Source organism: Streptococcus sanguinis (assembly GCF_050234405.1).
GTDB lineage: Bacteria > Bacillota > Bacilli > Lactobacillales > Streptococcaceae > Streptococcus > Streptococcus sanguinis_W.
Genome location: NZ_CP092117.1, coordinates 1,271,823 through 1,296,363, shown reverse-complemented (window position 1 = coordinate 1,296,363; position 24,541 = coordinate 1,271,823). Strand labels below are relative to the sequence as shown.

General features: G+C 44.1%; 26 protein-coding genes. All 26 read left to right on the top strand.

The window, feature by feature from the left end:
• Window positions 1-53 precede the first annotated feature (53 nt).
• The 26 genes from MFP28_RS06535 (at window position 54) to clpX (ending at window position 24,539) form a co-directional block, all read left to right on the top strand.
• Window positions 54-911: a GNAT family N-acetyltransferase gene (locus tag MFP28_RS06535; RefSeq protein ID WP_002906660.1), complete on the top strand. Its 858-nt coding sequence runs from the start codon at window positions 54-56 to the stop codon at window positions 909-911.
• A gap of 119 nt (window positions 912-1,030) precedes the next feature.
• Entirely contained in the window at window positions 1,031-1,933 is a 903-nt protein-coding gene (locus tag MFP28_RS06530) for a LysR family transcriptional regulator (protein ID WP_032912458.1), read from the top strand.
• 3 nt (window positions 1,934-1,936) lie between these two features.
• Window positions 1,937-2,404 carry a signal peptidase II gene (lspA, locus tag MFP28_RS06525; protein ID WP_002906659.1) on the top strand — a complete coding sequence of 156 codons (468 nt, stop codon included), beginning with the start codon at window positions 1,937-1,939 and terminating at the stop codon, window positions 2,402-2,404.
• Complete coding sequence (locus MFP28_RS06520; RefSeq protein WP_002906658.1) at window positions 2,388-3,284, top strand: RluA family pseudouridine synthase; 897 nt, start codon at window positions 2,388-2,390, stop codon at window positions 3,282-3,284. The genes lspA and MFP28_RS06520 overlap by 17 nt, the downstream gene beginning before the upstream one ends.
• Before the next feature lie 113 nt (window positions 3,285-3,397).
• Entirely contained in the window at window positions 3,398-4,507 is a 1,110-nt protein-coding gene (gene proB, locus MFP28_RS06515) for a glutamate 5-kinase (protein ID WP_032913389.1), read from the top strand.
• A gap of 21 nt (window positions 4,508-4,528) precedes the next feature.
• Window positions 4,529-5,791 (top strand): glutamate-5-semialdehyde dehydrogenase, encoded by a 1,263-nt coding sequence (locus tag MFP28_RS06510; protein ID WP_002906656.1) that lies wholly within the window; start codon window positions 4,529-4,531, stop codon window positions 5,789-5,791.
• A 2-nt stretch (window positions 5,792-5,793) separates the two neighbouring features.
• Window positions 5,794-6,597, top strand: a complete 804-nt coding sequence (gene proC / locus MFP28_RS06505; RefSeq protein ID WP_002906655.1) for a pyrroline-5-carboxylate reductase — start codon at window positions 5,794-5,796, stop codon at window positions 6,595-6,597.
• A gap of 138 nt (window positions 6,598-6,735) precedes the next feature.
• On the top strand, window positions 6,736-7,866 hold the full coding sequence (gene hemW / locus MFP28_RS06500; protein ID WP_002906654.1) for a radical SAM family heme chaperone HemW: 1,131 nt from the start codon (window positions 6,736-6,738) through the stop codon (window positions 7,864-7,866).
• 3 nt (window positions 7,867-7,869) lie between these two features.
• A complete protein-coding gene (locus MFP28_RS06495) occupies window positions 7,870-8,619 on the top strand; it encodes an acyl-[acyl-carrier-protein] thioesterase (RefSeq protein ID WP_002906653.1) in 750 nt (249 codons plus the stop codon).
• A gap of 2 nt (window positions 8,620-8,621) precedes the next feature.
• Entirely contained in the window at window positions 8,622-9,392 is a 771-nt protein-coding gene (locus tag MFP28_RS06490) for a TIGR01457 family HAD-type hydrolase (protein ID WP_002906652.1), read from the top strand.
• On the top strand, window positions 9,385-10,008 hold the full coding sequence (locus MFP28_RS06485) for a TIGR01906 family membrane protein (RefSeq protein WP_002906651.1): 624 nt from the start codon (window positions 9,385-9,387) through the stop codon (window positions 10,006-10,008). The genes MFP28_RS06490 and MFP28_RS06485 overlap by 8 nt, the downstream gene beginning before the upstream one ends.
• 19 nt (window positions 10,009-10,027) lie before the next feature.
• The gene (locus tag MFP28_RS06480; RefSeq protein ID WP_002906650.1) at window positions 10,028-11,011 is read left to right on the top strand and encodes a CPBP family intramembrane glutamic endopeptidase; all 984 of its coding nucleotides are present in this window, start codon (window positions 10,028-10,030) and stop codon (window positions 11,009-11,011) included.
• 169 nt (window positions 11,012-11,180) lie between these two features.
• On the top strand, window positions 11,181-11,924 hold the full coding sequence (locus MFP28_RS06475; RefSeq protein WP_002906649.1) for a DeoR/GlpR family DNA-binding transcription regulator: 744 nt from the start codon (window positions 11,181-11,183) through the stop codon (window positions 11,922-11,924).
• On the top strand, window positions 11,921-12,832 hold the full coding sequence (gene pfkB / locus MFP28_RS06470; RefSeq protein ID WP_002906648.1) for a 1-phosphofructokinase: 912 nt from the start codon (window positions 11,921-11,923) through the stop codon (window positions 12,830-12,832). Before MFP28_RS06475 ends, pfkB begins: the two co-directional genes overlap by 4 nt.
• Window positions 12,829-14,790 (top strand): PTS fructose transporter subunit IIABC, encoded by a 1,962-nt coding sequence (locus MFP28_RS06465; RefSeq protein ID WP_002906647.1) that lies wholly within the window; start codon window positions 12,829-12,831, stop codon window positions 14,788-14,790. Before pfkB ends, MFP28_RS06465 begins: the two co-directional genes overlap by 4 nt.
• Before the next feature lie 125 nt (window positions 14,791-14,915).
• Entirely contained in the window at window positions 14,916-15,290 is a 375-nt protein-coding gene (locus MFP28_RS06460; protein WP_002915309.1) for a DUF1149 family protein, read from the top strand.
• A 2-nt stretch (window positions 15,291-15,292) separates the two neighbouring features.
• The gene (locus tag MFP28_RS06455) at window positions 15,293-16,141 is read left to right on the top strand and encodes a DegV family protein (protein WP_002906646.1); all 849 of its coding nucleotides are present in this window, start codon (window positions 15,293-15,295) and stop codon (window positions 16,139-16,141) included.
• Window positions 16,142-16,182: 41 nt separating this feature from the next.
• Window positions 16,183-16,950 (top strand): 4-hydroxy-tetrahydrodipicolinate reductase, encoded by a 768-nt coding sequence (gene dapB, locus MFP28_RS06450; RefSeq protein WP_002906644.1) that lies wholly within the window; start codon window positions 16,183-16,185, stop codon window positions 16,948-16,950.
• Window positions 16,947-18,146, top strand: coding sequence for a CCA tRNA nucleotidyltransferase (locus MFP28_RS06445; RefSeq protein WP_002906643.1), 1,200 nt, complete (start codon window positions 16,947-16,949; stop codon window positions 18,144-18,146). Before dapB ends, MFP28_RS06445 begins: the two co-directional genes overlap by 4 nt.
• On the top strand, window positions 18,143-20,011 hold the full coding sequence (locus tag MFP28_RS06440; protein ID WP_002906642.1) for an ABC-F family ATP-binding cassette domain-containing protein: 1,869 nt from the start codon (window positions 18,143-18,145) through the stop codon (window positions 20,009-20,011). Before MFP28_RS06445 ends, MFP28_RS06440 begins: the two co-directional genes overlap by 4 nt.
• Before the next feature lie 40 nt (window positions 20,012-20,051).
• A complete protein-coding gene (locus tag MFP28_RS06435; RefSeq protein WP_002906640.1) occupies window positions 20,052-20,462 on the top strand; it encodes a GNAT family N-acetyltransferase in 411 nt (136 codons plus the stop codon).
• An 82-nt stretch (window positions 20,463-20,544) separates the two neighbouring features.
• Entirely contained in the window at window positions 20,545-21,504 is a 960-nt protein-coding gene (locus tag MFP28_RS06430) for an ROK family glucokinase (RefSeq protein WP_002902862.1), read from the top strand.
• A gap of 104 nt (window positions 21,505-21,608) precedes the next feature.
• A complete protein-coding gene (locus tag MFP28_RS06425) occupies window positions 21,609-22,448 on the top strand; it encodes a thymidylate synthase (RefSeq protein ID WP_002906639.1) in 840 nt (279 codons plus the stop codon).
• A 124-nt stretch (window positions 22,449-22,572) separates the two neighbouring features.
• Window positions 22,573-23,085: a dihydrofolate reductase gene (locus tag MFP28_RS06420; RefSeq protein ID WP_002906638.1), complete on the top strand. Its 513-nt coding sequence runs from the start codon at window positions 22,573-22,575 to the stop codon at window positions 23,083-23,085.
• Window positions 23,086-23,087: 2 nt separating this feature from the next.
• On the top strand, window positions 23,088-23,258 hold the full coding sequence (locus MFP28_RS06415) for a hypothetical protein (RefSeq protein WP_002895584.1): 171 nt from the start codon (window positions 23,088-23,090) through the stop codon (window positions 23,256-23,258).
• A 51-nt stretch (window positions 23,259-23,309) separates the two neighbouring features.
• Window positions 23,310-24,539 carry an ATP-dependent Clp protease ATP-binding subunit ClpX gene (gene clpX, locus MFP28_RS06410; protein WP_002895582.1) on the top strand — a complete coding sequence of 410 codons (1,230 nt, stop codon included), beginning with the start codon at window positions 23,310-23,312 and terminating at the stop codon, window positions 24,537-24,539.
• Window positions 24,540-24,541: the final 2 nt, after the last annotated feature.

Sequence of the window (24,541 nt, the reverse complement as noted above, 5' to 3'; positions counted from 1 at the left end):
TCGTGGTAGATTCGTGGTAGAATAGAAAGAAATACTGGAAGGAAGTGAGACGGATGCAAATAAGAATTTATAGTGCATTGCCTGAGAAAGAAAAGCAGGTTTTGTTTGAATTAGTTCAAGAGTGTAATAAGGTGGATGGAGGCTATCGGCTGCCCTATCTGGATAATAATTATAATACAGATCCTGAAATGCCAGCCTTTTTCGTGGCTGAGATGGGTGGTCGAACCATCGGTTTTTTATCAGTCTACGCAGATGAACCTGGCCAAGCTGAGGTTTCTCTCTGTGTTCTGCCATCGTATCGCCGTCAGGGTGTGGCTAATCAGCTTCTGGCTGCTTTTGCAAAAGTAGCGGATAAGTATGAATTGACCGAGATTGAGTATGTAGCGGAGCTAGCTTTTTTGAACGATCAACCTGACTTTGCTAGGAGATTTGATTACCAAGAGGATGAAGCGGAAATCTGGCTGGCACAGCCTGCTCAAGCTTTTCCTCTAGAAGAAAGAGAAGGGATTGAGGTTTTGCAGGGGAGTTTGGACTTGGCTGAAGAGATTGCAGCCTTTCAGTCACAAGTCTTTGAGACACCACTAGATGTTGCTTTGAAATACGCCAGAGAAGCCGTTAGCAGTGGCTCCAGTTTGCTTTACATCTTGAAGAAAGATGGTCGGGTTGTGGCTTCTGTGTCGGTTGATACGGATTTTGGTACCAATTATTTCTTTGGCTTGGCGGTTGATCAAGACTTTCAGGGGCAGGGGCTAGGAAGCTATCTCTTGCTTGCAAGTATGCAGGATTTGAACGAGCGCAATGGACAGGAGTTTCAGATTGTCGTAGAAAAGCAGAATACCCGAGCTTTGAAACTTTATAAAAAGCTAGGCTTCAAAGAGATGACTGAGGTTGTCTATCTAAAAGAAAAATAGCAAATTTGTCTCAGATTGCTCATTAACTTAAAAGGAGAAACCGGCTTCTTACAGCTGGTTTCTTTTGTTCTGCCTTGGTTTATGGTATAATGAGACGATATGTAAAGAAGGAAAATGTTATGAATATTCAACAATTGCGTTATGTGGTCGCCATTGCTAATAGTGGGACTTTTCGAGAAGCTGCGGAAAAAATGTATGTCAGCCAGCCTAGTCTGTCTATCTCTGTCCGTGATCTGGAAAAAGAGCTGGGTTTCAAGATTTTTCGACGGACCAGCAGCGGGACTTTTCTGACTCGCCGAGGAATGGAGTTTTATGAAAAGGCTCAAGACTTGGTCAAGGGTTTTGATGTCTTTCAAAATCAATATGCCAATCCCGAGGAGGAGCGTGATGAGTTCTCAATTGCCAGCCAGCACTATGATTTTTTGCCGCCTTTGATTACTCAATTTTCTCAGACCTATCCTGAGTATAAGAACTTCCGAATTTTTGAGTCGACAACCGTGCAGATTCTGGATGAAGTAGCGCAAGGCCACAGTGAAATCGGCATTATCTACCTCAATAATCAAAATACCAAGGGCATTATGCAAAGGGTGGAAAAGCTTGGTTTGGAAGTAATTGAGTTGATTCCTTTTCAGACCCACATTTACCTGCGGGAAGATCATCCTCTGACTCAGAAAAATGAGCTTGTCATGGAAGATTTGGCTGCTTTGCCGACTGTTCGCTTCACTCAGGAAAAGGATGAGTACCTCTATTATTCAGAAAATTTTGTCGATACCAGTGCCAGCTCACAGATGTTTAATGTGACGGACCGAGCGACTTTGAATGGGATTTTGGAGCGTACCGATGCTTATGCGACTGGATCTGGCTTTTTGGACAGCAATAGTGTAAATGGTATTACTGTCATCAAACTTCGCGACAACTTGGACAACCACATGGTCTATGTCAAGCGTGAAGATGTGGAGCTGACCCAGGTCGGAGAAGACTTTGTATCAGTTATGAAAGAGTATTTTGCACAGAAAAAATAAAGTATGAAAAGAAAAATTATTATTCCTTTTGCAGTCTTGGTTCTTATTGCTGTGGACCAGCTGGTTAAGTTGTATATCGTCAGCGATTTTAAGCTAGGGCAGGTCAAGAGTTTCATTCCTCGTCTGGTGAGCCTAACCCATCTCCAGAATACTGGTGCAGCCTTCTCCATGCTAGAAAATCAACAATGGCTCTTTACATTGGTGACATTTCTGGTTATCGGCGGAGCTGTTTACTACCTCATCAAGCACCTCCATGCCTCAAAGTGGATATTGGCCGGGCTGACCTTGGTGATTGCTGGCGGTTTGGGGAACTTTATCGACCGGATACGTCAAGGTTTTGTCGTGGACATGTTTCAGTTAGATTTTATCAATTTTGCTATTTTCAATGTGGCAGATATGTATCTGACCTTTGGTGTAGCTATTTTGTTGCTGATAATTTTGAAGGAAGAAAAAGATGGAAGTAAGAATTGAGGCCTCAGTAGTTGGTCAGCGATTGGACAAGGCGGTGGCAGAGCTGACAGACCTATCGCGGAGTTTGGCTAATGAGCAGATTAAGGACGGCCGGATTTTGGTCAATGGACAAGCCAAAAAAGCCAAATATGCTGTCAAAGAAGGTGACATCATCTATTATGAGCTGCCTGAGCCAGAAGTGGTTGAGTATGTGCCTGAGGATATTCCGCTAGAAATCGTCTATCAAGATGAGGACGTGGCAGTCGTCAATAAACCTCAGGGAATGGTGGTCCATCCTTCTGCAGGCCATACCAGCGGTACGCTAGTCAACGCCCTTATGTACCACATCAAAGACTTGTCTGGCATCAATGGGGTCCTACGGCCAGGGATTGTCCATCGGATTGATAAGGACACTTCAGGGCTTCTCATGATTGCAAAAAATGACCAAGCCCATGTGGCTCTAGCTGATGAACTTAAGGATAAGAAATCCCTACGCAAGTATTGGGCTATTGTTCATGGGAATTTGCCTAATGACCGTGGGGTGATTGAGGCTCCGATTGGTCGCAGTGAAAAAGACCGCAAGAAGCAGGCGGTGACGGCTAAAGGCAAGTCAGCTCTGACGCGTTTCCAAGTCTTGGAACGTTTTGGTGACTATAGCTTGGTTGAGCTTCAGCTGGAAACAGGCCGAACCCATCAGATTCGCGTCCATATGGCTTACATTGGACATCCTGTGGCTGGAGATGAAGTCTATGGACCGCGTAAGACGTTGAAAGGACACGGCCAATTTCTGCACGCGCGAACGCTGGGCTTTACCCATCCTCGAACTGGTGAAGTGCTGGAATTTACAGCTGAAGTGCCAGCCATTTTCCAAGAAACCTTGGCAAAAATGCGACAAGAATAGAAAGTTCATTCATTATTAAAATACAATTTTTCTCTGACCGCCTCAATCGCGGTCGTTTTTATTTTACGTAAATCGTGGTATAATAAGACAATCTAGCAGTGAAGGAAAAGGAAATGAAAGCAAAGCGAATCGTATTTAAGGTGGGGACTTCGTCATTGACCAACGCAGATGGCAGTCTGTCACGCGCCAAGGTAAAGGAAATTACTCGGCAGTTGGCTCTCTTGCATGAGGCGGGACATGAGTTGATCTTGGTCTCATCAGGAGCTATTGCGGCGGGTTTTTCTTCTCTGGGCTTTAAAAAGCGACCGACCAAGGTGGCGGATAAACAGGCTTCAGCTGCGGTTGGACAGGGCTTGCTTCTAGAGGAATATACAACCAATCTTCTTTTGAAGCAAATCATTTCTGCTCAGATTCTTTTAACTCAGGATGATTTTGCAGATAAGCGGCGTTACAAGAATGCCCATCAAGCCTTATCTGTCTTGCTGAATCGCGGCGCTATTCCTATCATCAATGAAAATGACTCAGTGGCTATCGAGGAGCTCAAGGTTGGGGATAATGATACATTAAGTGCGCAGGTGGCATCCATGGTTCAGGCGGATCTCTTGGTGCTCTTGACAGATGTAGATGGACTCTACACCGCCAATCCCTCTACCAATCCAGATGCACGTCGACTTGAAAAGATTGAGAAGATTAGCTCTGAGCTGATTGATATGGCAAGCGGTGCAGGAACGAGCAATGGAACTGGCGGCATGCTGACAAAAATTAAGGCTGCAACACTGGCGACCATGTCTGGTGTTCCTGTCTATATCTGCTCCTCGCTCAAGACGGATGCTCTGCTGGAAGCTGCGGAGGAAACCAAGGATGGCAGTCTCTTTTTGGCCCAGGAAAAGGGTCTAAAAACGCAGAAGCAATGGCTGGCTTTCTATGCTAAAAGTCAAGGGGAAATCTATGTAGACCAAGGAGCAGCTGATGCTCTCAGAAATAAGGGAAAAAGTTTGTTGGTGTCTGGTCTTGTATCTGTATCTGGTAGCTTTGCCTATCAAGATACGGTGACGGTTTATGAAGAAGGCAGTGGAGCTATTCTTGGTAAAGGGCGCGTGCGTTTTGGCAAGTCTGCTCTTAGAGATATGCTCAAGTCAAATAAACCTAAAGGTGTTGTCATTCATCGGGATGACTGGATTTCTCTGACACCGGAGTTAAATGATTTATTTGCAGAATTTTAGAAGACGAGGAAAGGAGAAGCTATGACCTCAACACAAGCGATTTTTGAAAAGGTTCAGAAAGTCAAGAAGACGATTAATACAGCCACAACGGCTGAGAAAAACCATGCTTTAGAAGAAATGGCAAAGCAGCTCTGGCTTTCTCGAGCGGATATTTTAGCAGCCAATGAATTGGATATGACCACGGCTAAAGGTAGGATTTCAGATGTGATGCTGGACCGCCTCTATCTGGATGAGGAGCGGATTGCTGCCATGGCAGAGGGCATTCGCCAGTTGATTGACTTGGATGATCCTGTAGGGCAAGTCTTGGAAAGGACCGAGCTTGATAACGGCCTTGTCATCAGTAAAAAGCGGGTGGCTATGGGCGTGATTGGGATTATCTACGAAAGCCGGCCTAACGTCACCTCTGACGCAGCAGCTCTGGCTCTAAAGAGTGGTAGTGCAGTCGTCCTCAGAAGCGGCAAGGATGCCTATCAGACAGCGCTAGCCATTGTCACAGCTTTGAAAGAAGGTTTGGCTCAGACGAAGATTTCGCCGAATTGTATCCAGTTGGTTTCTGATACCAGTCGGGCTTCCGCACAGGCTATGATGAAGGCCAAGGGCTATCTGGATTTGCTTATTCCTCGCGGTGGCGCGGGCTTGATTCAGGCGGTCGTGGAAAATGCAACTGTGCCAGTTATTGAGACAGGTACCGGAATTGTCCATATCTATGTAGATAAGGATGCTGATCAAGATAAGGCTTTGGCGATTATTGAGAATGCCAAGACCAGTCGCCCCTCTGTCTGCAATGCCATGGAAGTTCTACTAGTTCATCAAGAGATTGCAGCTGCATTTTTACCGCGTTTACAAAAGATTTTGGTAACAGATCGTGATGCTGCGCAAGAAAACCCTGTTGAATTGCGTTTGGATGAGAAAGCAGCTCAGTATATCTCGGGCTCGCAAGCTAAACCAGAAGATTTTGACACCGAATTTTTGGACTATATCTTAGCAATCAAGCTGATTTCTTCGCTGGAAGAAGCGGTGGAGCATATTGAAGCTCACAGCACCCATCACTCGGACGCCATTGTGACGGAGAATGAGGCATCGGCAGCTTACTTCTCAGAGCAGGTGGATAGTGCAGCGGTTTATGTCAATGCTTCAACCCGCTTTACAGATGGCGGTCAGTTTGGACTTGGCTGCGAGATGGGGATTTCCACTCAAAAATTGCATGCCAGAGGTCCTATGGGACTGAAAGAGCTGACCAGCTATAAATACGTCATCCAAGGGACTGGTCAAGTGAGGAAGTAAAGATGAAAATTGGATTTATCGGTCTGGGAAATATGGGCGGCAGTTTGGCTCGCCTAGTTGCCCGAGATGAAAGATACAGAAGCGAATTACTACTGGCTAATCGCAGTCGTGACAAGGCTGAAAAGATTGCTGTGGAACTTGGTGGTCAACCGGTCAGTAATGCAGAAGTTTTTTCTCAGGCAGAGGTGATTTTTCTGGGTATCAAACCAGCTCAATTTACTGACTTGCTGGCTGAGTATCAGGAAATTCTAGAAAAACGGGAGTCTATTTTGTTGGTTTCAATGGCTGCTGGTCTGAGTTTGGAAATATTAGAAAAATTGACACCTAGCCACCATCGTTGGATTCGGATGATGCCTAATACACCGGTAGCTGTTGGCGAGGGGGTTATTACCTATGCTTTATCCCCAGAAGCGAATCAAACGGACGAAGACTTGTTGCGTGATTTTCTGTCTTCGGCTGGCCTTTTGGTCAAATTAGAGGAAAAACAGTTGGATGCAGCGACAGCTCTTGCTGGCTGTGGACCAGCTTTCGTCTATCTCTTTATAGAGGCTTTGGCGGATGCTGGGGTGCGGGCAGGACTCAGTCGCGACATTTCGCTTGAACTGGCCAATCAAACTCTCTTAGGTGCTGCCAAGCTAAGTCAGGTCAGTGGGCAACATCCGGCTCAACTCAAAGACCAAGTCTGTAGTCCGGCTGGTTCGACCATCGCTGGGGTAGCTAGTCTGGAAGAAAATGCTTTTCGAGGAACGGTGTTGGATGCTGTCCAAGCTTCTTACAAGAGGACGCAGGAGTTGGGGAAGAAGTGATTTAAATCTTTAATTTTTTAGATTATAGGAAAGGGTGTGACTTGCGAGGACAATTTTTGTCTTTACAGGATCACTCTTTTTTTCTTTGTTTAATAATCAAATAAGTCCTCTCTTTAAAACTGTGGTATAATAAGTACTATGCAAACCAAACCGACTTCTGCTTATGTGCACATTCCTTTTTGTACTCAGATTTGTTATTACTGCGATTTTTCCAAGGTTTTTATCCAAAATCAGCCGGTAGATAGTTATCTGGAGCATTTGATTGAGGAGTATAATTCTTACGATATCAAAAAGCTCCGTACACTCTATATCGGTGGCGGAACTCCGACCGCTCTATCGGCGCATCAGTTGGCTTTTTTGCTAGAAAAGCTGACAGACAAGCTGGACTTGTCTTATCTAGAAGAGCTGACTATTGAAGCCAATCCCGGGGATTTGGACCAGGAGAAGATTGCTGTACTTAAAGACTCGCCTGTCAATCGGGTTTCGCTGGGCGTTCAAACCTTCAATGACCGCATGCTCAGGCAGATTGGCCGCAGTCACTTGGAAAAGGATATCTATGAGAATATTGCCGATCTCAAAAAAGCGGGTTTTGATAATATCTCGATTGACCTGATTTATGCCCTGCCCAAGCAGACCATGGAAGATGTGAAAACCAATGTAGCCAAGGCCATTGCCCTGGACATTCCCCACATGAGTTTGTATAGCTTGATTTTGGAAAATCATACGGTCTTCATGAATCGGATGCGGCGAGGGAAGCTACCTCTGCCTAAAGAAGACTTGGAAGCGGAGATGTTTGAATACATTATAGCTGAGTTGGAAAAGGCCGGCTTTGAGCATTATGAGATTTCCAACTTTTCCAAGCCAGGCTTTGAGAGCCGCCACAATCTCATGTACTGGGACAATGCGGAATATTATGGTATCGGAGCGGGAGCGTCTGGCTATGTCAATGGTGTCCGCTATAAAAACCACGGGCCAATTCGTCATTATCTGCATGCGGTGGAAGCGGGCAATGCCCGAGTGCAGGAAGAAGTGCTGACGCTGAAAGAAAAGATGGAAGAAGAGATGTTTCTAGGACTACGCAAGAGGGCAGGTGTTTCTAAAAAACGTTTTGAGGAAAAATTTGGTGTCTCCTTTGAGGACCAGTACGGAGCTGTTGTGGCTGATCTGACTGAGCGGGGTTTGCTAGTGCCAGACAGAGACATGGTACGCATGACCAAACAAGGCCTCTTTTTGGGCGATACGGTTGCTGAGAAATTTATATTGGAGTAAATCATGGGCTTAACTTATCAAATGAAAATGAAAATTCCTTTTGATATGGCAGATATGAATGGCCATATCAAGCTGCCGGATGTTATCCTGCTGTCCTTGCAGGTATCGGGGATGCAGTCAATCGAGCTTGGCGTCAGTGACAAGGATATGCTGGAGCAGTATAATCTGGTCTGGATTATCACGGACTATGATATTGATGTTACACGTCTGCCACGCTTTGCAGAGGAAATTACCATTGAAACAGAAGCTTTAACCTACAATCGGCTCTTTTGCTACCGTCGCTTCACGATTTTTGATGAAGCAGGTCAGGCTATTATTCAGATGATGGCAACCTTTGTTCTTATGGATCGAGATAGCCGCAAGGTTCGTGCCGTTGATCCGGAGATTGTAGCGCCATATCAATCTGAGTTTTCCAAGAAATTACTGCGCGGTCCTAAGTATCCAGACTTGGAAAATCCTGTCAGCAAGGACTACCATGTACGCTTTTACGACTTGGATATGAACGGCCATGTCAATAATAGCAAGTATTTGGACTGGATCTTTGAGGTTATGGGGGCAGACTTTCTCACCCAGCACATTCCCAAGAAAGTCCATCTCAAGTATGTCAAGGAAGTCCGTCCGGGCGGCATGATTGCTTCTAGCTATGACCTAGAAGGTCTGCAGAGCAATCACCAAATTTCCAGTGATGGCGAAGTAAATGCCCAGGCTTTAGTGACTTGGCAGGAGTTTAAACAGGATAATGAGGAAGAGTAGAAATGACTTATAAAGGATATTTGATTGATTTAGACGGGACGATTTATAAGGGCAAGAGCCGGATTCCGGCTGGTGAAGCCTTTGTGCATGAGCTGCAGAAGCGTCATATTCCCTATCTGTTCGTGACCAATAACACCACGCGCACTCCAGAAACTGTCAAAAACATGTTGGCAGAAAATTTCAATATTGAGACGCCACTAGAGACTATTTACACAGCGACTTTAGCAACTATTGACTATATGCAGGAGAAAAATCTGGGCAAGAAAGTCTACGTCATTGGTGATGTGGGACTTAAACATGCTATTGAAGAAGCTGGATATATAGAAGACACAGAAAATCCAGACTATGTAGTAGTTGGGCTGGACTGGGAAGTGGATTATGAGAAGCTGACAATAGCGACTCTGGCTATTCAAAAGGGTGCTCACTTTATCGGGACCAATCCTGATCTCAATATTCCGACGGAGCGTGGTTTGCAGCCGGGAGCGGGTGCTATAAATGCCCTCTTGGAAGCAGCCACTCGGGTTGAGCCAACCTTTATCGGCAAGCCAAATGCCATCATCATGGAAAAAGCTATAGAGCATCTAGGGTTGGCGCGTGAAGAAGTGGTCATGGTAGGTGATAACTATCTGACAGATATTCGAGCGGGAATTGATAATGGCATTCCGACGCTCTTAGTTACGACAGGCTTTACTCTGCCAGAAGAGGTGCCCAATCTGCCTATCCAACCGACGCATGTCTTGTCCAGTCTAGCGGAGTGGGACTTCGATGCGTGATAAGTTGAGATTTTTAGCCAGCGTCTTGTGCTTGTTGGCAGCAGCAATCTTGCTAACCATTTATCTGGCTTGGCTCTTATACCCGATAGAGATTTCTTATTTCAATTTGCCGGATAAGGTTTATTTGAAAGCAGAGACCATCCAGTATAATTTTAATATTTTGATGAATTACCTGACCAATCCTTTTAGTCAAAAGCTAGCGATGCCAGATTTTCGCTCGTCAGCAGCAGGATTGCATCATTTTCAGGCGGTCAAGTATCTTTTTCACTTGGCGCAAGCTATTTTTCTAGTTGCTCTGCCTGCTTTGATTTTCTTTATCAAAAAAGTGGTTAAAAAGGGATTTTTGAGTCTTTACAGACGGGCTTTTCTGGTGATTAGTCTCTTGCCGCTTGTCTTAGGTGTACTGGCCTTTCTGATTGGCTTTAATAGTTTTTTTACACTCTTTCATCAAGTTCTCTTTGCCGGAGACAATACCTGGATGTTTGACCCGGCAAAGGATCCAGTCATTTGGATTCTGCCAGAAGAATTTTTCATGCACGCCTTTATTCTTTTTGCTTTGCTTTATGAGGGAATCTTTTTGACCTTGTATTTCCTAAGCCGAAAGGGTAAGGAGTAAATTTAATATAGGAGATTTTATGTATTATATACCTGAACCTTTAAATCCTAAAAAAGATCTAGGACGATTTTCAGCGACTTGCTTTACTTATTTATGGGTCATGATTGCAGCTGTTTTCATTTATGTATTTGTTGCCTTTTTTATCATCATGCCAGGACAAGGTATGGACATTCAAAAGACGCAAGACATTGTTACCAAATTCATGGAAAAGGACGGCGGAGCCTATATTCTAGCTTCCTGTCTCGGGGTTCTTACTTTCACGGTGTCTCGGGGCAAGCAGCTCTTTAAATACGACCTTCGTCGCAAGGGGCGGAAGATGACTCCTAAAGTTTTCTTTTATATGATTTGCTTCCTTTTATTCGCCCAAATGTTTACAGCTGTTGTCAATCAGATGATGCAGGCTATCATGCAACTCTTCAATCTAGATCTTTCTAGTATGGAATCAGGGAGCGGTGGTTCTGAGACACTAACCATGCTGATTTATTCATCCTTGATGGCTCCAGTTACGGAGGAAATCATTTTTAGAGGTGCTGGATTGCGAGCATTAGAGAAGCATGGAAAGGTTTTTGCCATTCTTTTGACTGCGATTTTGTTTGGTCTCTTTCACGAAAATCTTTATCAGTTTTATTTTGCTAGTTTGATTGGTTTAGGCTTTGGTTATATCGCTTTTGAGTATTCGATTATCTGGTCTATCATTTTTCATGCTCTCAATAACTTTGTCATAGCAGAAGGTATAGCTTTTCTTTCAAAAAAAGCTCCAGAGCCTATTGTTAACATCGTTTTTTATGGCCTATTAATCGCTGGCAGCACAGTATTTCTTTTGCTTTTAATCTTGAAGTGGCCAAAATTTAAGGAATACATTGACGCCAATCGTTCGCTCCCAAGGACCTACCGACAGGCTTTTAAGTCAGTCTGGTTCTGGGTTCTGGTTGTGTTTACTTTTCTTGGTACTTTTCTGCCTGTCATGGCAGCCTATCTTGTATCCTTGATCAATAATAGCTAATTGCCTTTTATTGGGCAGTTATGCAACGATATGAAAGGAGTTGGACGTAGTCCAGCTCTTTTTTGTTCGATAAAAAGATAGAAATTGAAAGTTTTTGATAGAAAATGCTTGACATTGGAAAATAAAGAGGTATAATAATAATCGTAAACGATTCCAAAGGAGGTGCTTTATGCTGAAGTCGGAAAGAAAGCAAGTTATTCTAGAGACAGTCATAAGAGAAAAATTTGTTTCTTTAGAATATCTAGTACATGCTTTAAACACTTCAGAATCAACTGTCAGAAGAGATTTGGATGAATTGGAATGCGAGCATAAGCTGCGACGAGTTCACGGAGGAGCCGAAAGTCTTCATTTTCTGCAAGAAGAGGAGAGTAATCAGGAAAAATCTATCAAAAGCATTCAAGAAAAGACAGCTATTGCCAAGATGGCAGCAAGCTTGATTCAAGAGCATGATGTGATTTTTATTGATGCGGGGACAACCAATGAGCTTTTAGTCAATGAGCTGCATGATCCAAGAGTGACAGTGGTCACCAACTCCATTCACCATGCGACCAAGTTGGTAGAGCGCAATATCCCGACGGTCATTATCGGCGGAAAGGTCAAGCGCTCAACAGATGCCAGCATCGGAGGTGTGGCTCTGAATCAAATCGGTCAGTTGAATTTCGATAAAGCCTTTATTGGAATGAATGGCATTGACGATGGCTTCTTTACCACTCCAGATATGGAGGAAGGAGCTGTCAAAAGAGCAATTTTAGAGAACGCTAAGAAGACTTATGTCTTGGCTGATCTTTCTAAACTAGGACAGACGTCCTTTGTCAAGGTCGCTCCTCTTGCCAAAGCAAGCATTATTACTATTCAAAATGAATCGGAAGTGATTCAAGCGCTGAAAGAAAAAACGGAGGTGATTGAGGTATGATTTATACTGTCACACTAAACCCTTCCATCGACTATATTGTTCGTCTGGACAAGGTCCTTATAGGAAGCGTCAATCGGATGGACAGTGACGACAAATTCGCTGGCGGGAAGGGAATCAACGTTAGCCGAGTTCTCAAACGTCTAGGTATTGAGAATACAGCGACTGGTTTTATCGGTGGTTTTACTGGCAAGTTCATCACAGATACTCTGGAAGAGGAAGGAATCTCAAGCCATTTTGTAGAAGTTGAGCAGGATACTCGTATCAATGTCAAGATTAAAGCAGATGCTGAGACAGAAATTAATGGACCTGGTCCAGAAATTTCCAGTCAGAAACTAGAAGAACTTGAGAAGTTCCTTTCTTCTCTGACTTCAGAAGATACGGTAGTCTTCGCAGGCAGCAGTCCTAAAAATCTAGGAAATGTTGTCTACAAGGAGTTGATTGGCCTGACCAGAAAGACAGGAGCGCAAGTCGTCTGTGACTTTGAAGGCCAGACGTTGCTTGATTCATTAGAGTTTGAGCCGCTCTTGGTCAAACCTAATAACCACGAACTAGGTGATATTTTCGGAGTCAAGCTCGAAAGCTTGGATCAGATTGAGAGTTATGCCCGTCAAATCTTAGACAAGGGTGCCCAACATGTCATCATTTCCATGGCTGGTGACGGTGCCTTGCTGGTAACTCGAGAGGGTGCCTATTTCGCTAAACCTATCAAGGGCAATGTGAAAAATTCTGTTGGTGCTGGCGACTCTATGGTGGCTGGATTTACCGGAGAGTTTGTCCGCTCTGGTGATGTTATTCAAGCCTTCAAATGGGGAGTGGCCTGCGGAACGGCGACCACCTTCTCAGATGATTTGGCGACAGCTGATTATATAAAAGAAATCTATGAAAAAGTAGAGGTAGAAAAAATATGAAAATTCAAGACTTACTAAGAAAAGATGTGATGTTGCTAGACTTGCAGGCAACAGAGAAAAAAGCTGTTATCGAAGAAATGATTCAGAGCCTAGTGAATCATGGCTATGTGACAGACTTTGAGACTTTCAAAGAAGGGATTTTGGCTCGTGAAGCCTTGACTTCTACAGGTTTGGGTGACGGAATCGCTATGCCCCACAGCAAAAATGCTGCAGTGAAAGAAGCTACTGTCCTTTTTGCCAAGTCAAATAAAGGCGTAGATTACGAAAGTTTGGATGGCCAGCCAACTGATCTTTTCTTCATGATTGCAGCTCCAGAAGGTGCTAACGATACTCACTTGGCTGCCTTAGCTGAATTGTCCCAGTACCTGATGAAGGATGGCTTTGCGGATAAACTGCGTCAAGTGACTTCGCCTGATCAGGTGATTGAGCTTTTTGACCAAGCTTCGGAAAAAGCAGAAGAACCTGCTGTTGTCGAACCTGCCAATGAGGGAGGAGAATTCCTTGTAGCTGTAACAGCTTGTACGACTGGGATTGCACATACCTACATGGCTCAAGAGGCCTTACAAAAGGTCGCAGCTGAAATGGGTGTCGGCATCAAGGTTGAAACCAACGGTGCTAGTGGTGTTGGGAATAAGCTGACAGCAGAAGATATTAAAAAAGCTAAAGCTGTTATCATCGCGGCAGATAAGGCCGTAGAGATGAATCGCTTTGACGGCAAGCCGTTGATCAATCGTCCAGTTGCAGATGGTATTCGTAAGACAGAAGAACTCATCAATCTGGCCCTTTCTGGAAATGCTGAGGTTTACAAGGCAGCTAACGGTGGTGGTGCTGCAGAATCCAGCAATGAGAAACTTAGTCTGGGTGGCGCTTTTTACAAGCACTTGATGAGCGGCGTTTCCCAAATGTTGCCATTCGTTATTGGTGGCGGTATTATGATTGCCATTGCATTCTTGCTGGATCAGATCTTAGGTGTGCCAAAAGATCAGCTTTCTAATCTGGGAAGTTATCATGAAATTGCAGCGCAGTTTAAAGCAATTGGTGGAGCAGCCTTTGGCTTCATGCTGCCAGTATTAGCTGGTTATATCGCATACTCAATCGCTGAAAAGCCAGGTCTGGTTTCTGGTTTCGTAGCTGGTGCAATTGCGAGCAGCGGTGCATCATTTGGTGGTGTTGCTTACGCTGAAGGTGGTCAGAAAACTATTGATTTAGTTGGTGTATCATCTGGTTTCCTTGGAGCTTTGGTAGGCGGCTTCTTAGCTGGTGGTATCATCCTTCTCCTTCGTAAGCTTCTTGCAGGTCTGCCTCGCTCACTTGAAGGTATCCGTTCAATCTTGCTCTTGCCTCTTCTGGGCGTTCTTGTGACTGGATTTGTGATGTTGGCGGTCAATATTCCAATGTCAGCAATCAATACAGCCCTGAATGATTTCTTGGCAAGTCTGAGCGGAAGCTCGGCTGTCCTCCTCGGTCTCTTAGTCGGTGGTATGATGGCTGTCGATATGGGTGGGCCGGTTAATAAGGCTGCTTACGTATTTGGTACTAGTACACTTGCAAGCACTGTTTCAACTGGTGGTTCGCCTGTTATGGCAGCAGTTATGGCAGCTGGTATGGTTCCGCCTTTGGCAGTATTTATTGCAACTCTTTTGTTCAAACATAAATTCACTGAAGAAGAACGCGATTCAGGTTTGACAAACATCGTCATGGGACTATCTTTCATCACAGAAGGAGCGATTCCTTTTGGAGCTGCTGACCCAGCCCGTGCTATTCCAAGCTTTATCGTAGGTTCAGCTCTAACAGGTGCTCTTGTAGGATTGTCAGGTATCAAGCTCATGGCTCCTCACGGAGGAATCTTCGTTATCGGTTTGACAAATAATCCAATCCTTTACTTGGTATATGTATTGATTGGTGCATTAGTCAGCGGTATTATCTTTGGTTACCTGCGCAAACCACTTAAAAAATAATATTTAAAGAATCTCGCTTGTCAGTGAGATTCTTTTTTGTGTTTTCTGGCCTGCAAATTTTAGCATGGAAACTTCGCTCGATATATGGTATAATGGGCCTATCGCATATTTTTAGGAGAATAAAAATGAACATACAGCGCGAAAAAGAATTTGTTAGTCAGTACCATTTTGACGCCCGAAATTTTGAGTGGGAAAAAGAAAATGGAACACCTGAAACCAAGGTTGATGTGAATTTCCAATTGGTCAAGAGAGATGTCGAAGCCCACACAACTTCATTGATTGTGATTTTGACCTTTATGATTGTTTTTGAGAATTTTGTTATCAGTGGAACCATTTCGCAAGCCAACCACATTCACGGTCGTCTTATTGAGGAACCGAGTGAATTTGACCACGATGAAGTAGAAGAGCTGGCTCGTCCTTGCCTAACTATGCTCAATCGCTTGACTTATGAAGTGACAGAAATTGCTCTGGATTTGCCAGGCATTAATTTGGAGTTTTAATCATGAAGTTAGCGGTTATCACAGATTCATCGGCCTATCTGCCGGATTCCCTGCTAGAGAACGAAAATCTTTTTGTTTTGGACATCCCGGTCGTGATTGACGGTGAGCCTTATGTCGAAGGCAGAAACTTAACAGCTAGTGAATTTTATGAAAAAATGGCTCAGTCAGATGAACTGCCCAAGACCAGTCAGCCTAGCATTGCGGACCTAGAAGAGATTCTCACCATTCTAGACGGCAAAGACTATACCCATGTTCTGGGGCTCTTTCTATCTAGCGGTATTTCTGGTTTTTATCAAAATATTCAGTATCTGAAAGATGAATTTCATGGTTTGCAAATTGCCTTTCCGGATTCTAAGATTACCAGCGCTCCGCTCGGTATTATGGCCCAATCAGCTCTAGAATGGGCAGAAGAAGGCCTAGATTTTGAAACAATTTTAGCTAATGTTCAAAAGCAGATCGATGGCACCAGCGCCTTTATCATGGTGGATGACTTGAACCACTTGGTCAAAGGAGGCCGTCTGTCTAACGGCGCAGCTATTTTGGGAAATCTGCTCAGTATCAAGCCTATTCTGTATTTTAACGATCATGGTGTGATAGAGGTTTTTGAAAAGATTCGGACGGAGAAGAAGGCAACTAAGCGTATGCTGGAACTTGTCCAAGAAAGAACAGCAGGGGGTGCTTATCAGATTATGGTTATCCATGGCAATGCACCAGAAAAAGCAGCTGAACTTCAGCAAAATCTGCTAGACAGCGGTATTGCTGGCGAAGTTCCTATCGCAACCTTTGGCAGTGTTATCGGGACGCACCTAGGCAAGGGTAGTGTTGCACTTGCTTATATTCCTGTAATTTGATTGTCTGAGTGCCTGAGCTTGTCTCTGTAAGGAGGAGAAACATGAGTATCAAAGTTATTATTGCTGGTTTTAAAGGGAAAATGGGCCAAGCAGCCTATAAAATGGTGACAGAAGATCCTGAACTAGAATTAGTTGGGCTGCTGGATCCTTTTACGGATGAAAAAGAAGTGGCTGGTGTTCCCGTCTTCAATGCTAAGGAAGAATTGGCTGGACTGGAAGCCCATGTCTGGGTTGATTTTACAACCCCAAAAGTAGCTTATGCCAATACTCGCTTCGCCCTAGAACAGGGATTTTGCCCAGTGTTCGGAACGACAGGTTTTACTCAAGAGCAGTTGGAAGAGTTAATCACATTGTCTAGGGAAAAGAAGCTGGGCGGATTGATTGCACCAAACTTTGCTTTGGGAGCTGTTTTGCTGATGCAGTTTGCGGCTCAGGCAGCCAAGTATTTCCCAAATGTAGAAATCATTGAGCTGCACCATGACCAGAAAAAGGATGCACCGAGTGGGACAGCTATCAAGACAGCCGAGCTCATCAGCCAAGTCAGACCAAGCAAGCAGCAGGGAGCTGCTGATGAGGAAGAGTCTATAGCTGGCGCTCGCGGAGCTGATTTCGATGGCATGCGTATCCATTCAGTTCGCTTGCCTGGTCTGGTTGCCCATCAGGAAGTAATATTTGGCAGCCAGGGAGAGGGATTGACGCTGCGGCATGATTCCTATGACCGCGCTTCCTTTATGACAGGAGTTAATCTTGCCATTAAAGAGGTTGTCAAACGCTCAGAATTAGTCTATGGATTGGAACATTTACTATGAGATTAGAAACTCTGCCTTCTGAATTTCAGGAGGCTTTGCCAGTATTAGAGAAGATAAAAGCGGCTGGCTTTGAAGCTTATTTTGTTGGGGGCTCTGTTCGAGATGCCCTTTTGAAGCGACCTATTCACGATGTGGATATCGCTAGCTCCAGCTATCCTGAGGAAACCAAGCATATCTTTGATCGTACAGTTGATGTGGGGATTGAGCATGGAACCGTCTTGGTCTTGGAAAATAACCGCGAATACGAAGTGACGACTTTCCGGACCGAGGATGTCTATGTGGACTACCGCAGGCCTAGTAAGGTTTCTTTTGTGCGTTCTTTGGAGGAAGACCTCAAGCGACGCGATTTTACCATCAATGCTCTAGCTTTGGATGAAAACGGCCAAGTCATCGATCTTTTCCAAGGCTTGGATGACTTGGAAAATCAGATTTTGCGGGCAGTTGGGACGGCTGCTGAGCGTTTTAATGAAGATGCTCTACGCATCATGCGGGGCTTTCGTTTTCAAGCTGCCTTGGATTTTGACCTAGAGCAAGATACTTTTGTGGCTATGAAGGATTGTGCTCCTTTGCTTGAAAAGATTTCGGTTGAACGAATTTTTATCGAGTTTGATAAGCTCTTGCTGGCTCCATTTTGGCGCAAGGGATTAGAGGCACTCTTGACAAGCGGTGCTATAGAATTTTTGCCAGATTTGAAGGAAAGCAGAGCTAAGTTAGAAAGGCTCTTCGAGTTGGATTCGGAGTTTCGCTTTTCAGCCTCTGAGCAGGCTTGGGCAGCTCTTTTACTGGCCTTGGATGTGCAAAATGTTAAAGGCTTTCTAAAAAAATGGAAGACTTCTCGTGAATTTGCCAAGAAAGTAGAAGATTTGGTTGGGATTGCTGACATTCGTTCAGAACGAGACTTGACCAAGCGAGACTGTTATGACTATGATATTGACTTATTACAACAAGCAGAAGAACTTCGTCAGGCGCAAGGTTTGGCAGTGGATTTCTCTGCGATTAAAAGTCTTGATGCCAGTCTGACTATTCACAACAAGCAGGAAATGGTGGTCAATGGAGGCATGCTGATGCAGGAGTTTGACTTTGAGCCAGGACCAAAACTGGGTCAAATTCTGAAAGAGTTGGAATACGCTATTGTAGATGGCCGCTTGCCTAATGACTTAGAGGCCGTTTACGCCTATATCAAGGAGAAGAAATGAGCGATTTTATCGTTGACAAGCTAACCAAATCAGTAGGAGATAAAACTGTTTTTCGGGATATTTCCTTTATTATTCATGATCTGGATCGGATTGGTCTGATTGGTGTCAATGGAACAGGAAAGACAACGCTGTTGGATGTGTTGTCAGGCAAGTCGGGCTTTGATGGAGATGTCAGCCCTTTTTCTGCTAAGACAGGTTATAAGATTGCTTATCTGACTCAGGAGCCTGATTTCGATGAAGAGCAGACGGTGCTTGATACTGTTTTGTCCAGTGATTTACGGGAAATGCAGTTGATTCGAGAGTATGAGCTGCTCCTGACGGCTTATGATGAAAGTCAGCAGTCTAGACTAGAAGCAGTTATGGCCGAGATGGACTCGCTACATGCTTGGGAAATCGAAAGCCAGGTCAAGACGGTTCTGTGCAAGCTTGGTCTGACAAATCTGTCTCTCAAGGTTAGTCAGTTATCAGGAGGCCTTCGTCGCCGAGTTCAGCTAGCCCAGGTCCTCTTAGGTGATGCCGATTTGCTCTTGCTGGACGAGCCGACCAACCACCTAGATATTGATACCATTGAATGGCTGACGCATTTCTTGAAAAATTCCAAGAAAACCGTTCTTTTCATTACCCACGACCGCTATTTCTTGGATAATATTTCAACACGGATTTTTGAATTGGATGGCGGTCGCTTGATTGAATACCAGGGAAATTATCAAGATTACGTCCGTCTCAAGGCAGAGCAGGATGAGCGAGATGCGGCCTTGCTTCATAAGAAGCAGCAGCTATACAAGCAGGAGTTATCCTGGATGCGGCGGCAGCCTCAGGCTCGGGCAACCAAGCAACAGGCTCGTATAAATCGTTTCCATGACCTCAAGAACGATTTGGCAGACCAGACGACTGACAGCAATCTGGAAATGAACTTCGAAACCAGTCGTATCGGTAAGAAGGTCATCGAGTTTCAAAATGTAGACTTTGCTTATGATCAGAAGCCCATTCTCTCTCAATTTAACCTTTTAATCCAGAACAAGGACCGCATTGGGATTGTTGGAGATAACGGTGTCGGCAAGTCGACCTTGCTCAATCTGATTGCCGGTAAACTTCAGCCTCAGGCTGGTCAGCTCATTATCGGAGAGACAGTTCGAGTGGCTTATTTCTCTCAACAGATTGAGGGCTTGGATGAGTCTAAGCGAGTCATCAATTATCTGCAAGAAGTGGCTGAGGAGGTCAAGATTGGCAGTGGAACGACTTCCATTGCAGAGCTCTTAGAGCAATTTCTCTTCCCTCGTTCTACTCATGGGACTTTGATTGAAAAGCTATCTGGCGGAGAGAAAAAGCGCCTTTATCTGCTCAAGCTTCTTTTGGAAAAGCCGAATGTCTTGCTTCTTGACGAGCCAACCAATGATTTGGATATTGCAACTCTGACGGTCTTGGAAAACTTTCTGCAAGGCTTTGCCGGTCCAGTTATTACAGTCAGCCACGACCGCTATTTCCTAGACAAGGTAGCCGGCAAGATTTTGGCTTTTGAGAATGGAAGTATCAGAGAGTTTTTCGGAAATTACACGGATTACTTAGACGAAAAAGCCTTTCTGGCTGAAAGCTCTGCTATTTCCCAAAAGACTGAAAAGGAAAAATCGACCAAGGTGCGCGAGGATAAAAAGCGCATGACCTACTTTGAAAAGCAGGAGTGGGAGACTATCGAGGCCGATATCGAGGCGCTGGAGGAGCGGATTTCTGAGATTGAAGTGGCCATGCAGGAGAATAGCTCTGACTTTGCTCGCCTGTCTGAACTCCAGCAAGAACTGGATGAGCAGAACGAGAAAATGCTGGAAAAATACGAGCGCTATGAATACCTAAGTGGGTTTGATGGATGAAAGAAGTAGTGTTTAGGCAGAAATCTAAACGGAGGTATCTATGAAACTAAGATTAGAAAATATCGACTCGAAAAAGACACAAGAACTGGGAAACTTAATCAGGGCCTACAATCGATCTAAGAGGGAGCCCTCCAAAAGTGAGCCTCTTAACATATATGTAGAAGACGAACAAGGAAATCTGCTGGCTGGTATGGCGGCCGAAACTTTTGGTAATTGGCTGGAGATTGAATATTTGTATGTGAGCGAAGATTTACGAGGGCAAGGCATAGGCTCAAAAATACTGTGTAGGGCTGAACAAGAAGCCAGAGTAAGAAAATGCAAATATTCATTTGTGGATACGTATCAGTTTCAAGCCCCAGACTTTTATAAAAAGCACGGCTATACAGAAGTGTTTGCGCTGAAAGAATACCCCTATACTGGTGAAAGGTATTATTATACAAAAGACTTGTGAGTTTACTTTTCTTTATGCAAACCTTTTCCTTACTGAAAAAATCTGATATAATGATGATAAATAAAACACAGAGGAGAACATCATGTCGAAAAAAATAATCGGAATTGACCTTGGTGGAACATCTATTAAGTTTGCGATTTTGACTTCAGAGGGCGAAATTCAAGAAAAATGGTCCATCAAAACCAATGTTTTGGACGAAGGCAGCCACATTGTAGAGGATATGATTGAGTCAATCCTGCATCGTTTGGACTTGCTTCAGCTTTCAGCAGAGGATTTTATCGGAATTGGTATGGGCTCGCCAGGAGTTGTTGACCGAGAAAAGGGCACTGTTATTGGTGCTTACAACCTCAATTGGAAGACGCTGCAGCCGGTCAAGGATAAGATTGAAAAAGCGACTGGGATTCCTTTCTATATTGACAATGATGCTAACGTTGCTGCTTTGGGTGAACGCTGGATGGGGGCTGGAGAAAACCAGCCTGATGTAGTCTTCATGACACTAGGTACAGGTGTTGGCGGAGGAATTGTTGCCGAAGGCAAGCTCTTGCATGGACTTGCTGGAGCAGCAGGAGAGTTGGGCCACATCACTGTTGACTTCGATCAGCCGATTCAATGTACCTGTGGCAAGAAAGGCTGCCTAGAGACTGTTGCATCTGCGACTGGTATTGTTAATTTGACTCGTCGCTATGCTGATGAGTATGCTGGTGATGCTGAGCTGAAAAAACTGATTGACAATGGTGAAGATGTCAATGCAAAGGTTGTCTTCGACTTGGCGAAAGAGGGCGATGAGCTGGCTCTGATTGTCTATCGCAATTTCGCGCGTTATCTAGGTATTGCCTGTGCCAATATCGGCTCTATCCTAAATCCATCTACAATTGTTATCGGAGGTGGCGTATCAGCTGCGGGTGATTTCTTACTTGATGGCGTGCGCAAGGTTTATGAAGAAAATAGCTTCCCGCAGGTTCGTACTTCAACCAAGTTGGCCTTGGCTACTCTTGGAAATGATGCTGGCGTTATCGGGGCAGCTTCATTGGTATTACAATAATTCTACAAGTATGCTTCATTTGTTCTCCTGCAGAATGGTCTGTAGGAGAATTTTTATAGAAAATTTGCTATACTAGAAAAAGCTCACTGGACGAAGGAGAAATCATGACGTTAGCAGATACGATTTTCAAAGAGAATATTAAAAAAATTATGGAGCAGGGTGTTTTTTCTGAAAATGCCCGTCCGCGCTACAAGGATGGAAATGTGGCTAATTCCAAATATATCACTGGCTCTTTTGCGGAATACGATTTGAGCAAGGGAGAATTCCCAATCACGACTCTGCGCCCTATTGCTATTAAGTCTGCCATCAAGGAAGTCCTTTGGATCTATCAAGACCAGTCTAATAGCTTGGAATTGCTCAATGACAAATACAATGTTCATTATTGGAATGACTGGGAAGTTGGCGATACAGGTACTATTGGGCAGCGCTACGGAGCTGTTGTCAAGAAGCACAATATAATCAATAAAATTCTCCAACAGTTGGAAGCCAATCCTTGGAACCGTCGCAATATCATCTCTCTCTGGGATTATGAAGCTTTTGAAGAAACAGATGGCTTGCTTCCATGTGCTTTTCAAACTATGTTTGACGTTCGTCGTGTGGATGGAGACATTTATCTGGATGCAACTCTGACTCAGCGCTCAAATGATATGTTGGTTGCTCACCACATTAATGCTATGCAGTACGTGGCTCTGCAGATGATGATTGCCAAGCATTTTGGCTGGAAGGTCGGTAAGTTCTTTTACTTTATCAATAACTTGCACATCTATGATAATCAGTTCGAGCAGGCGGAGGAACTATTACGCCGGGAACCTAGCGACTGTCAGCCACGGCTCGTTTTAAATGTGCCGGATGGGACCAATTTCTTCGATATCAAAGCAGAAGATTTTGAGTTTTTAGACTATGATCCTGTTAAACCTCAGCTGAAGTTTGATTTGGCAATTTAACGATTTTGATAAGTGTATGCGAAAACTGCCAACCTCTGCAAAAGTTCTGCTTGAATCATACTTTAAACATGCCTTTTTACAGCAAATTTGATAGAATAGAGTTACTAATACAAAGGATAAAAGGATGACAAAGAAGATTATTGCCATTTGGGCTCAGGCAGAGGATGGTCTGATTGGAAAAGACAAGGTCATGCCCTGGCATCTACCGGCAGAATTGCAGCATTTTAAGTCAACGACGACTGGACATGCTATTTTGATGGGGCGAGTGACCTTTGATGGTTTGCAGCGTCGCGTTTTGCCAAATCGGATTAGTCTGATTTTGAGCAGGGACAAGAACTATCAAGTTGACAATGAAAATGTCTTGCTGTTCAGCAAGGTGGAAGATGTCTTGGATTGGTACCACAAGCAAGATAGAAACTTGTATATTATCGGCGGAGCGCAGATTATCAGGGCTTTTGAGCCGTTTTTGGAAGAATTGATTCAGACTCAGATTGCTGCTAAACTTGAAGGAGATACCTATTTCCCTGAGACATTTGACTGGGCTCCTTATCAGGAAGTTAGCAGTGAATTTCATGCCAAAGATGAAAAGAATCCTTATGATTTCACTATAAAAAGATACCAAAGGAAGGACTCGTAAGAATGGAACGTAGTATTTTTGGTTTTTTTACGGCCTTTTTATGTGTCATTTGTCTTATTTGTGCCGTTCAAACCTTTCGGAAAAAGCGGTTTGGACTGGCAGCTTTATTTTTGCTGAATGCTTTTACAAACTTGGTAAATTCCATTCATGCTTTTTATATGACACTTTTTTAACATGTACGAAAGAAAATAAATAGATTTAGAATTTTAGAATTGGAGTAAACAATGCCTACAAGTCGTAATGATGATATGATGGTTTTTTGTTCTTTCTGTGGGAAGAACCAAGATGAGGTGCAGAAGATTATCGCTGGTAACAATGCCTTTATCTGTAATGAATGTGTGGAGCTGGCACAGGAGATCATCCGTGAAGAGCTAGCCGAGGAAGTGCTGGCAGATTTATCTGAGGTACCAAAACCTCAGGAGCTGCTGAATATCTTGAACCACTATGTTATCGGGCAAGACCGAGCTAAGCGTGCCTTAGCAGTAGCGGTCTATAATCACTACAAGCGTATTAACTACCACGACAGCCGTGAAGAAGAAGATGTGGAACTGCAAAAGTCAAATATTTTGATGATTGGTCCGACTGGGTCAGGTAAGACCTTCCTGGCGCAGACTCTGGCTCGCAGCCTCAATGTGCCTTTCGCCATTGCGGACGCAACAGCTTTGACTGAAGCTGGTTATGTCGGAGAAGATGTTGAAAATATCCTTCTCAAGCTTTTGCAGGCGGCTGACTTTAATATCGAGCGTGCTGAGCGCGGGATTATCTATGTCGATGAGATTGACAAGATTGCTAAGAAAGGCGAAAATGTCTCTATCACCCGTGATGTTTCTGGTGAAGGAGTTCAGCAAGCTCTGCTGAAGATTATCGAAGGAACAGTAGCTAGTGTACCGCCGCAAGGTGGACGCAAGCATCCGCAGCAGGAAATGATTCAAGTTGATACCAAGAATATTCTCTTCATTGTTGGCGGTGCTTTTGACGGTATCGAAGAAATCGTAAAACAGCGTCTGGGTGAGAAAATCATCGGTTTCGGTCAGAACAACCGAGCAATTGACGAAGATAGTTCCTATATGCAGGAAATCATCTCAGAAGACGTTCAAAAGTTTGGAATTATCCCTGAGTTGATTGGCCGTTTGCCTGTTTTTGCTGCTCTGGAGCAACTGACAGTTGATGATTTGGTTCGTATTCTGAAAGAGCCTAGAAACGCCCTTATTAAGCAGTACCAGGCGCTTCTATCTTATGATGATGTTAAGCTTGAATTTGACGAAGATGCTCTGCAGGAGATTGCCAATAAAGCGATTGAACGTAAAACAGGTGCACGTGGGCTTCGCTCTATCATCGAAGAAACTATGATGGATGTCATGTTTGAAGTTCCGAGTCAGGAAAATGTTAAACTTGTCCGCATTACCAAAGAAGCAGTAGATGGAACAGATAAGCCTATTCTAGAAACTGCCTAACG

Coding starts and splice junctions, on each gene's coding strand:
- MFP28_RS06535 (WP_002906660.1), top strand. CDS start 54: ATGCAAATAAGAATTTATAGTGCATTGCCTGAGAAAGAAAAGCAGGTT.
- MFP28_RS06530 (WP_032912458.1), top strand. CDS start 1,031: ATGAATATTCAACAATTGCGTTATGTGGTCGCCATTGCTAATAGTGGG.
- lspA (WP_002906659.1), top strand. CDS start 1,937: ATGAAAAGAAAAATTATTATTCCTTTTGCAGTCTTGGTTCTTATTGCT.
- MFP28_RS06520 (WP_002906658.1), top strand. CDS start 2,388: ATGGAAGTAAGAATTGAGGCCTCAGTAGTTGGTCAGCGATTGGACAAG.
- proB (WP_032913389.1), top strand. CDS start 3,398: ATGAAAGCAAAGCGAATCGTATTTAAGGTGGGGACTTCGTCATTGACC.
- MFP28_RS06510 (WP_002906656.1), top strand. CDS start 4,529: ATGACCTCAACACAAGCGATTTTTGAAAAGGTTCAGAAAGTCAAGAAG.
- proC (WP_002906655.1), top strand. CDS start 5,794: ATGAAAATTGGATTTATCGGTCTGGGAAATATGGGCGGCAGTTTGGCT.
- hemW (WP_002906654.1), top strand. CDS start 6,736: ATGCAAACCAAACCGACTTCTGCTTATGTGCACATTCCTTTTTGTACT.
- MFP28_RS06495 (WP_002906653.1), top strand. CDS start 7,870: ATGGGCTTAACTTATCAAATGAAAATGAAAATTCCTTTTGATATGGCA.
- MFP28_RS06490 (WP_002906652.1), top strand. CDS start 8,622: ATGACTTATAAAGGATATTTGATTGATTTAGACGGGACGATTTATAAG.
- MFP28_RS06485 (WP_002906651.1), top strand. CDS start 9,385: ATGCGTGATAAGTTGAGATTTTTAGCCAGCGTCTTGTGCTTGTTGGCA.
- MFP28_RS06480 (WP_002906650.1), top strand. CDS start 10,028: ATGTATTATATACCTGAACCTTTAAATCCTAAAAAAGATCTAGGACGA.
- MFP28_RS06475 (WP_002906649.1), top strand. CDS start 11,181: ATGCTGAAGTCGGAAAGAAAGCAAGTTATTCTAGAGACAGTCATAAGA.
- pfkB (WP_002906648.1), top strand. CDS start 11,921: ATGATTTATACTGTCACACTAAACCCTTCCATCGACTATATTGTTCGT.
- MFP28_RS06465 (WP_002906647.1), top strand. CDS start 12,829: ATGAAAATTCAAGACTTACTAAGAAAAGATGTGATGTTGCTAGACTTG.
- MFP28_RS06460 (WP_002915309.1), top strand. CDS start 14,916: ATGAACATACAGCGCGAAAAAGAATTTGTTAGTCAGTACCATTTTGAC.
- MFP28_RS06455 (WP_002906646.1), top strand. CDS start 15,293: ATGAAGTTAGCGGTTATCACAGATTCATCGGCCTATCTGCCGGATTCC.
- dapB (WP_002906644.1), top strand. CDS start 16,183: ATGAGTATCAAAGTTATTATTGCTGGTTTTAAAGGGAAAATGGGCCAA.
- MFP28_RS06445 (WP_002906643.1), top strand. CDS start 16,947: ATGAGATTAGAAACTCTGCCTTCTGAATTTCAGGAGGCTTTGCCAGTA.
- MFP28_RS06440 (WP_002906642.1), top strand. CDS start 18,143: ATGAGCGATTTTATCGTTGACAAGCTAACCAAATCAGTAGGAGATAAA.
- MFP28_RS06435 (WP_002906640.1), top strand. CDS start 20,052: ATGAAACTAAGATTAGAAAATATCGACTCGAAAAAGACACAAGAACTG.
- MFP28_RS06430 (WP_002902862.1), top strand. CDS start 20,545: ATGTCGAAAAAAATAATCGGAATTGACCTTGGTGGAACATCTATTAAG.
- MFP28_RS06425 (WP_002906639.1), top strand. CDS start 21,609: ATGACGTTAGCAGATACGATTTTCAAAGAGAATATTAAAAAAATTATG.
- MFP28_RS06420 (WP_002906638.1), top strand. CDS start 22,573: ATGACAAAGAAGATTATTGCCATTTGGGCTCAGGCAGAGGATGGTCTG.
- MFP28_RS06415 (WP_002895584.1), top strand. CDS start 23,088: ATGGAACGTAGTATTTTTGGTTTTTTTACGGCCTTTTTATGTGTCATT.
- clpX (WP_002895582.1), top strand. CDS start 23,310: ATGCCTACAAGTCGTAATGATGATATGATGGTTTTTTGTTCTTTCTGT.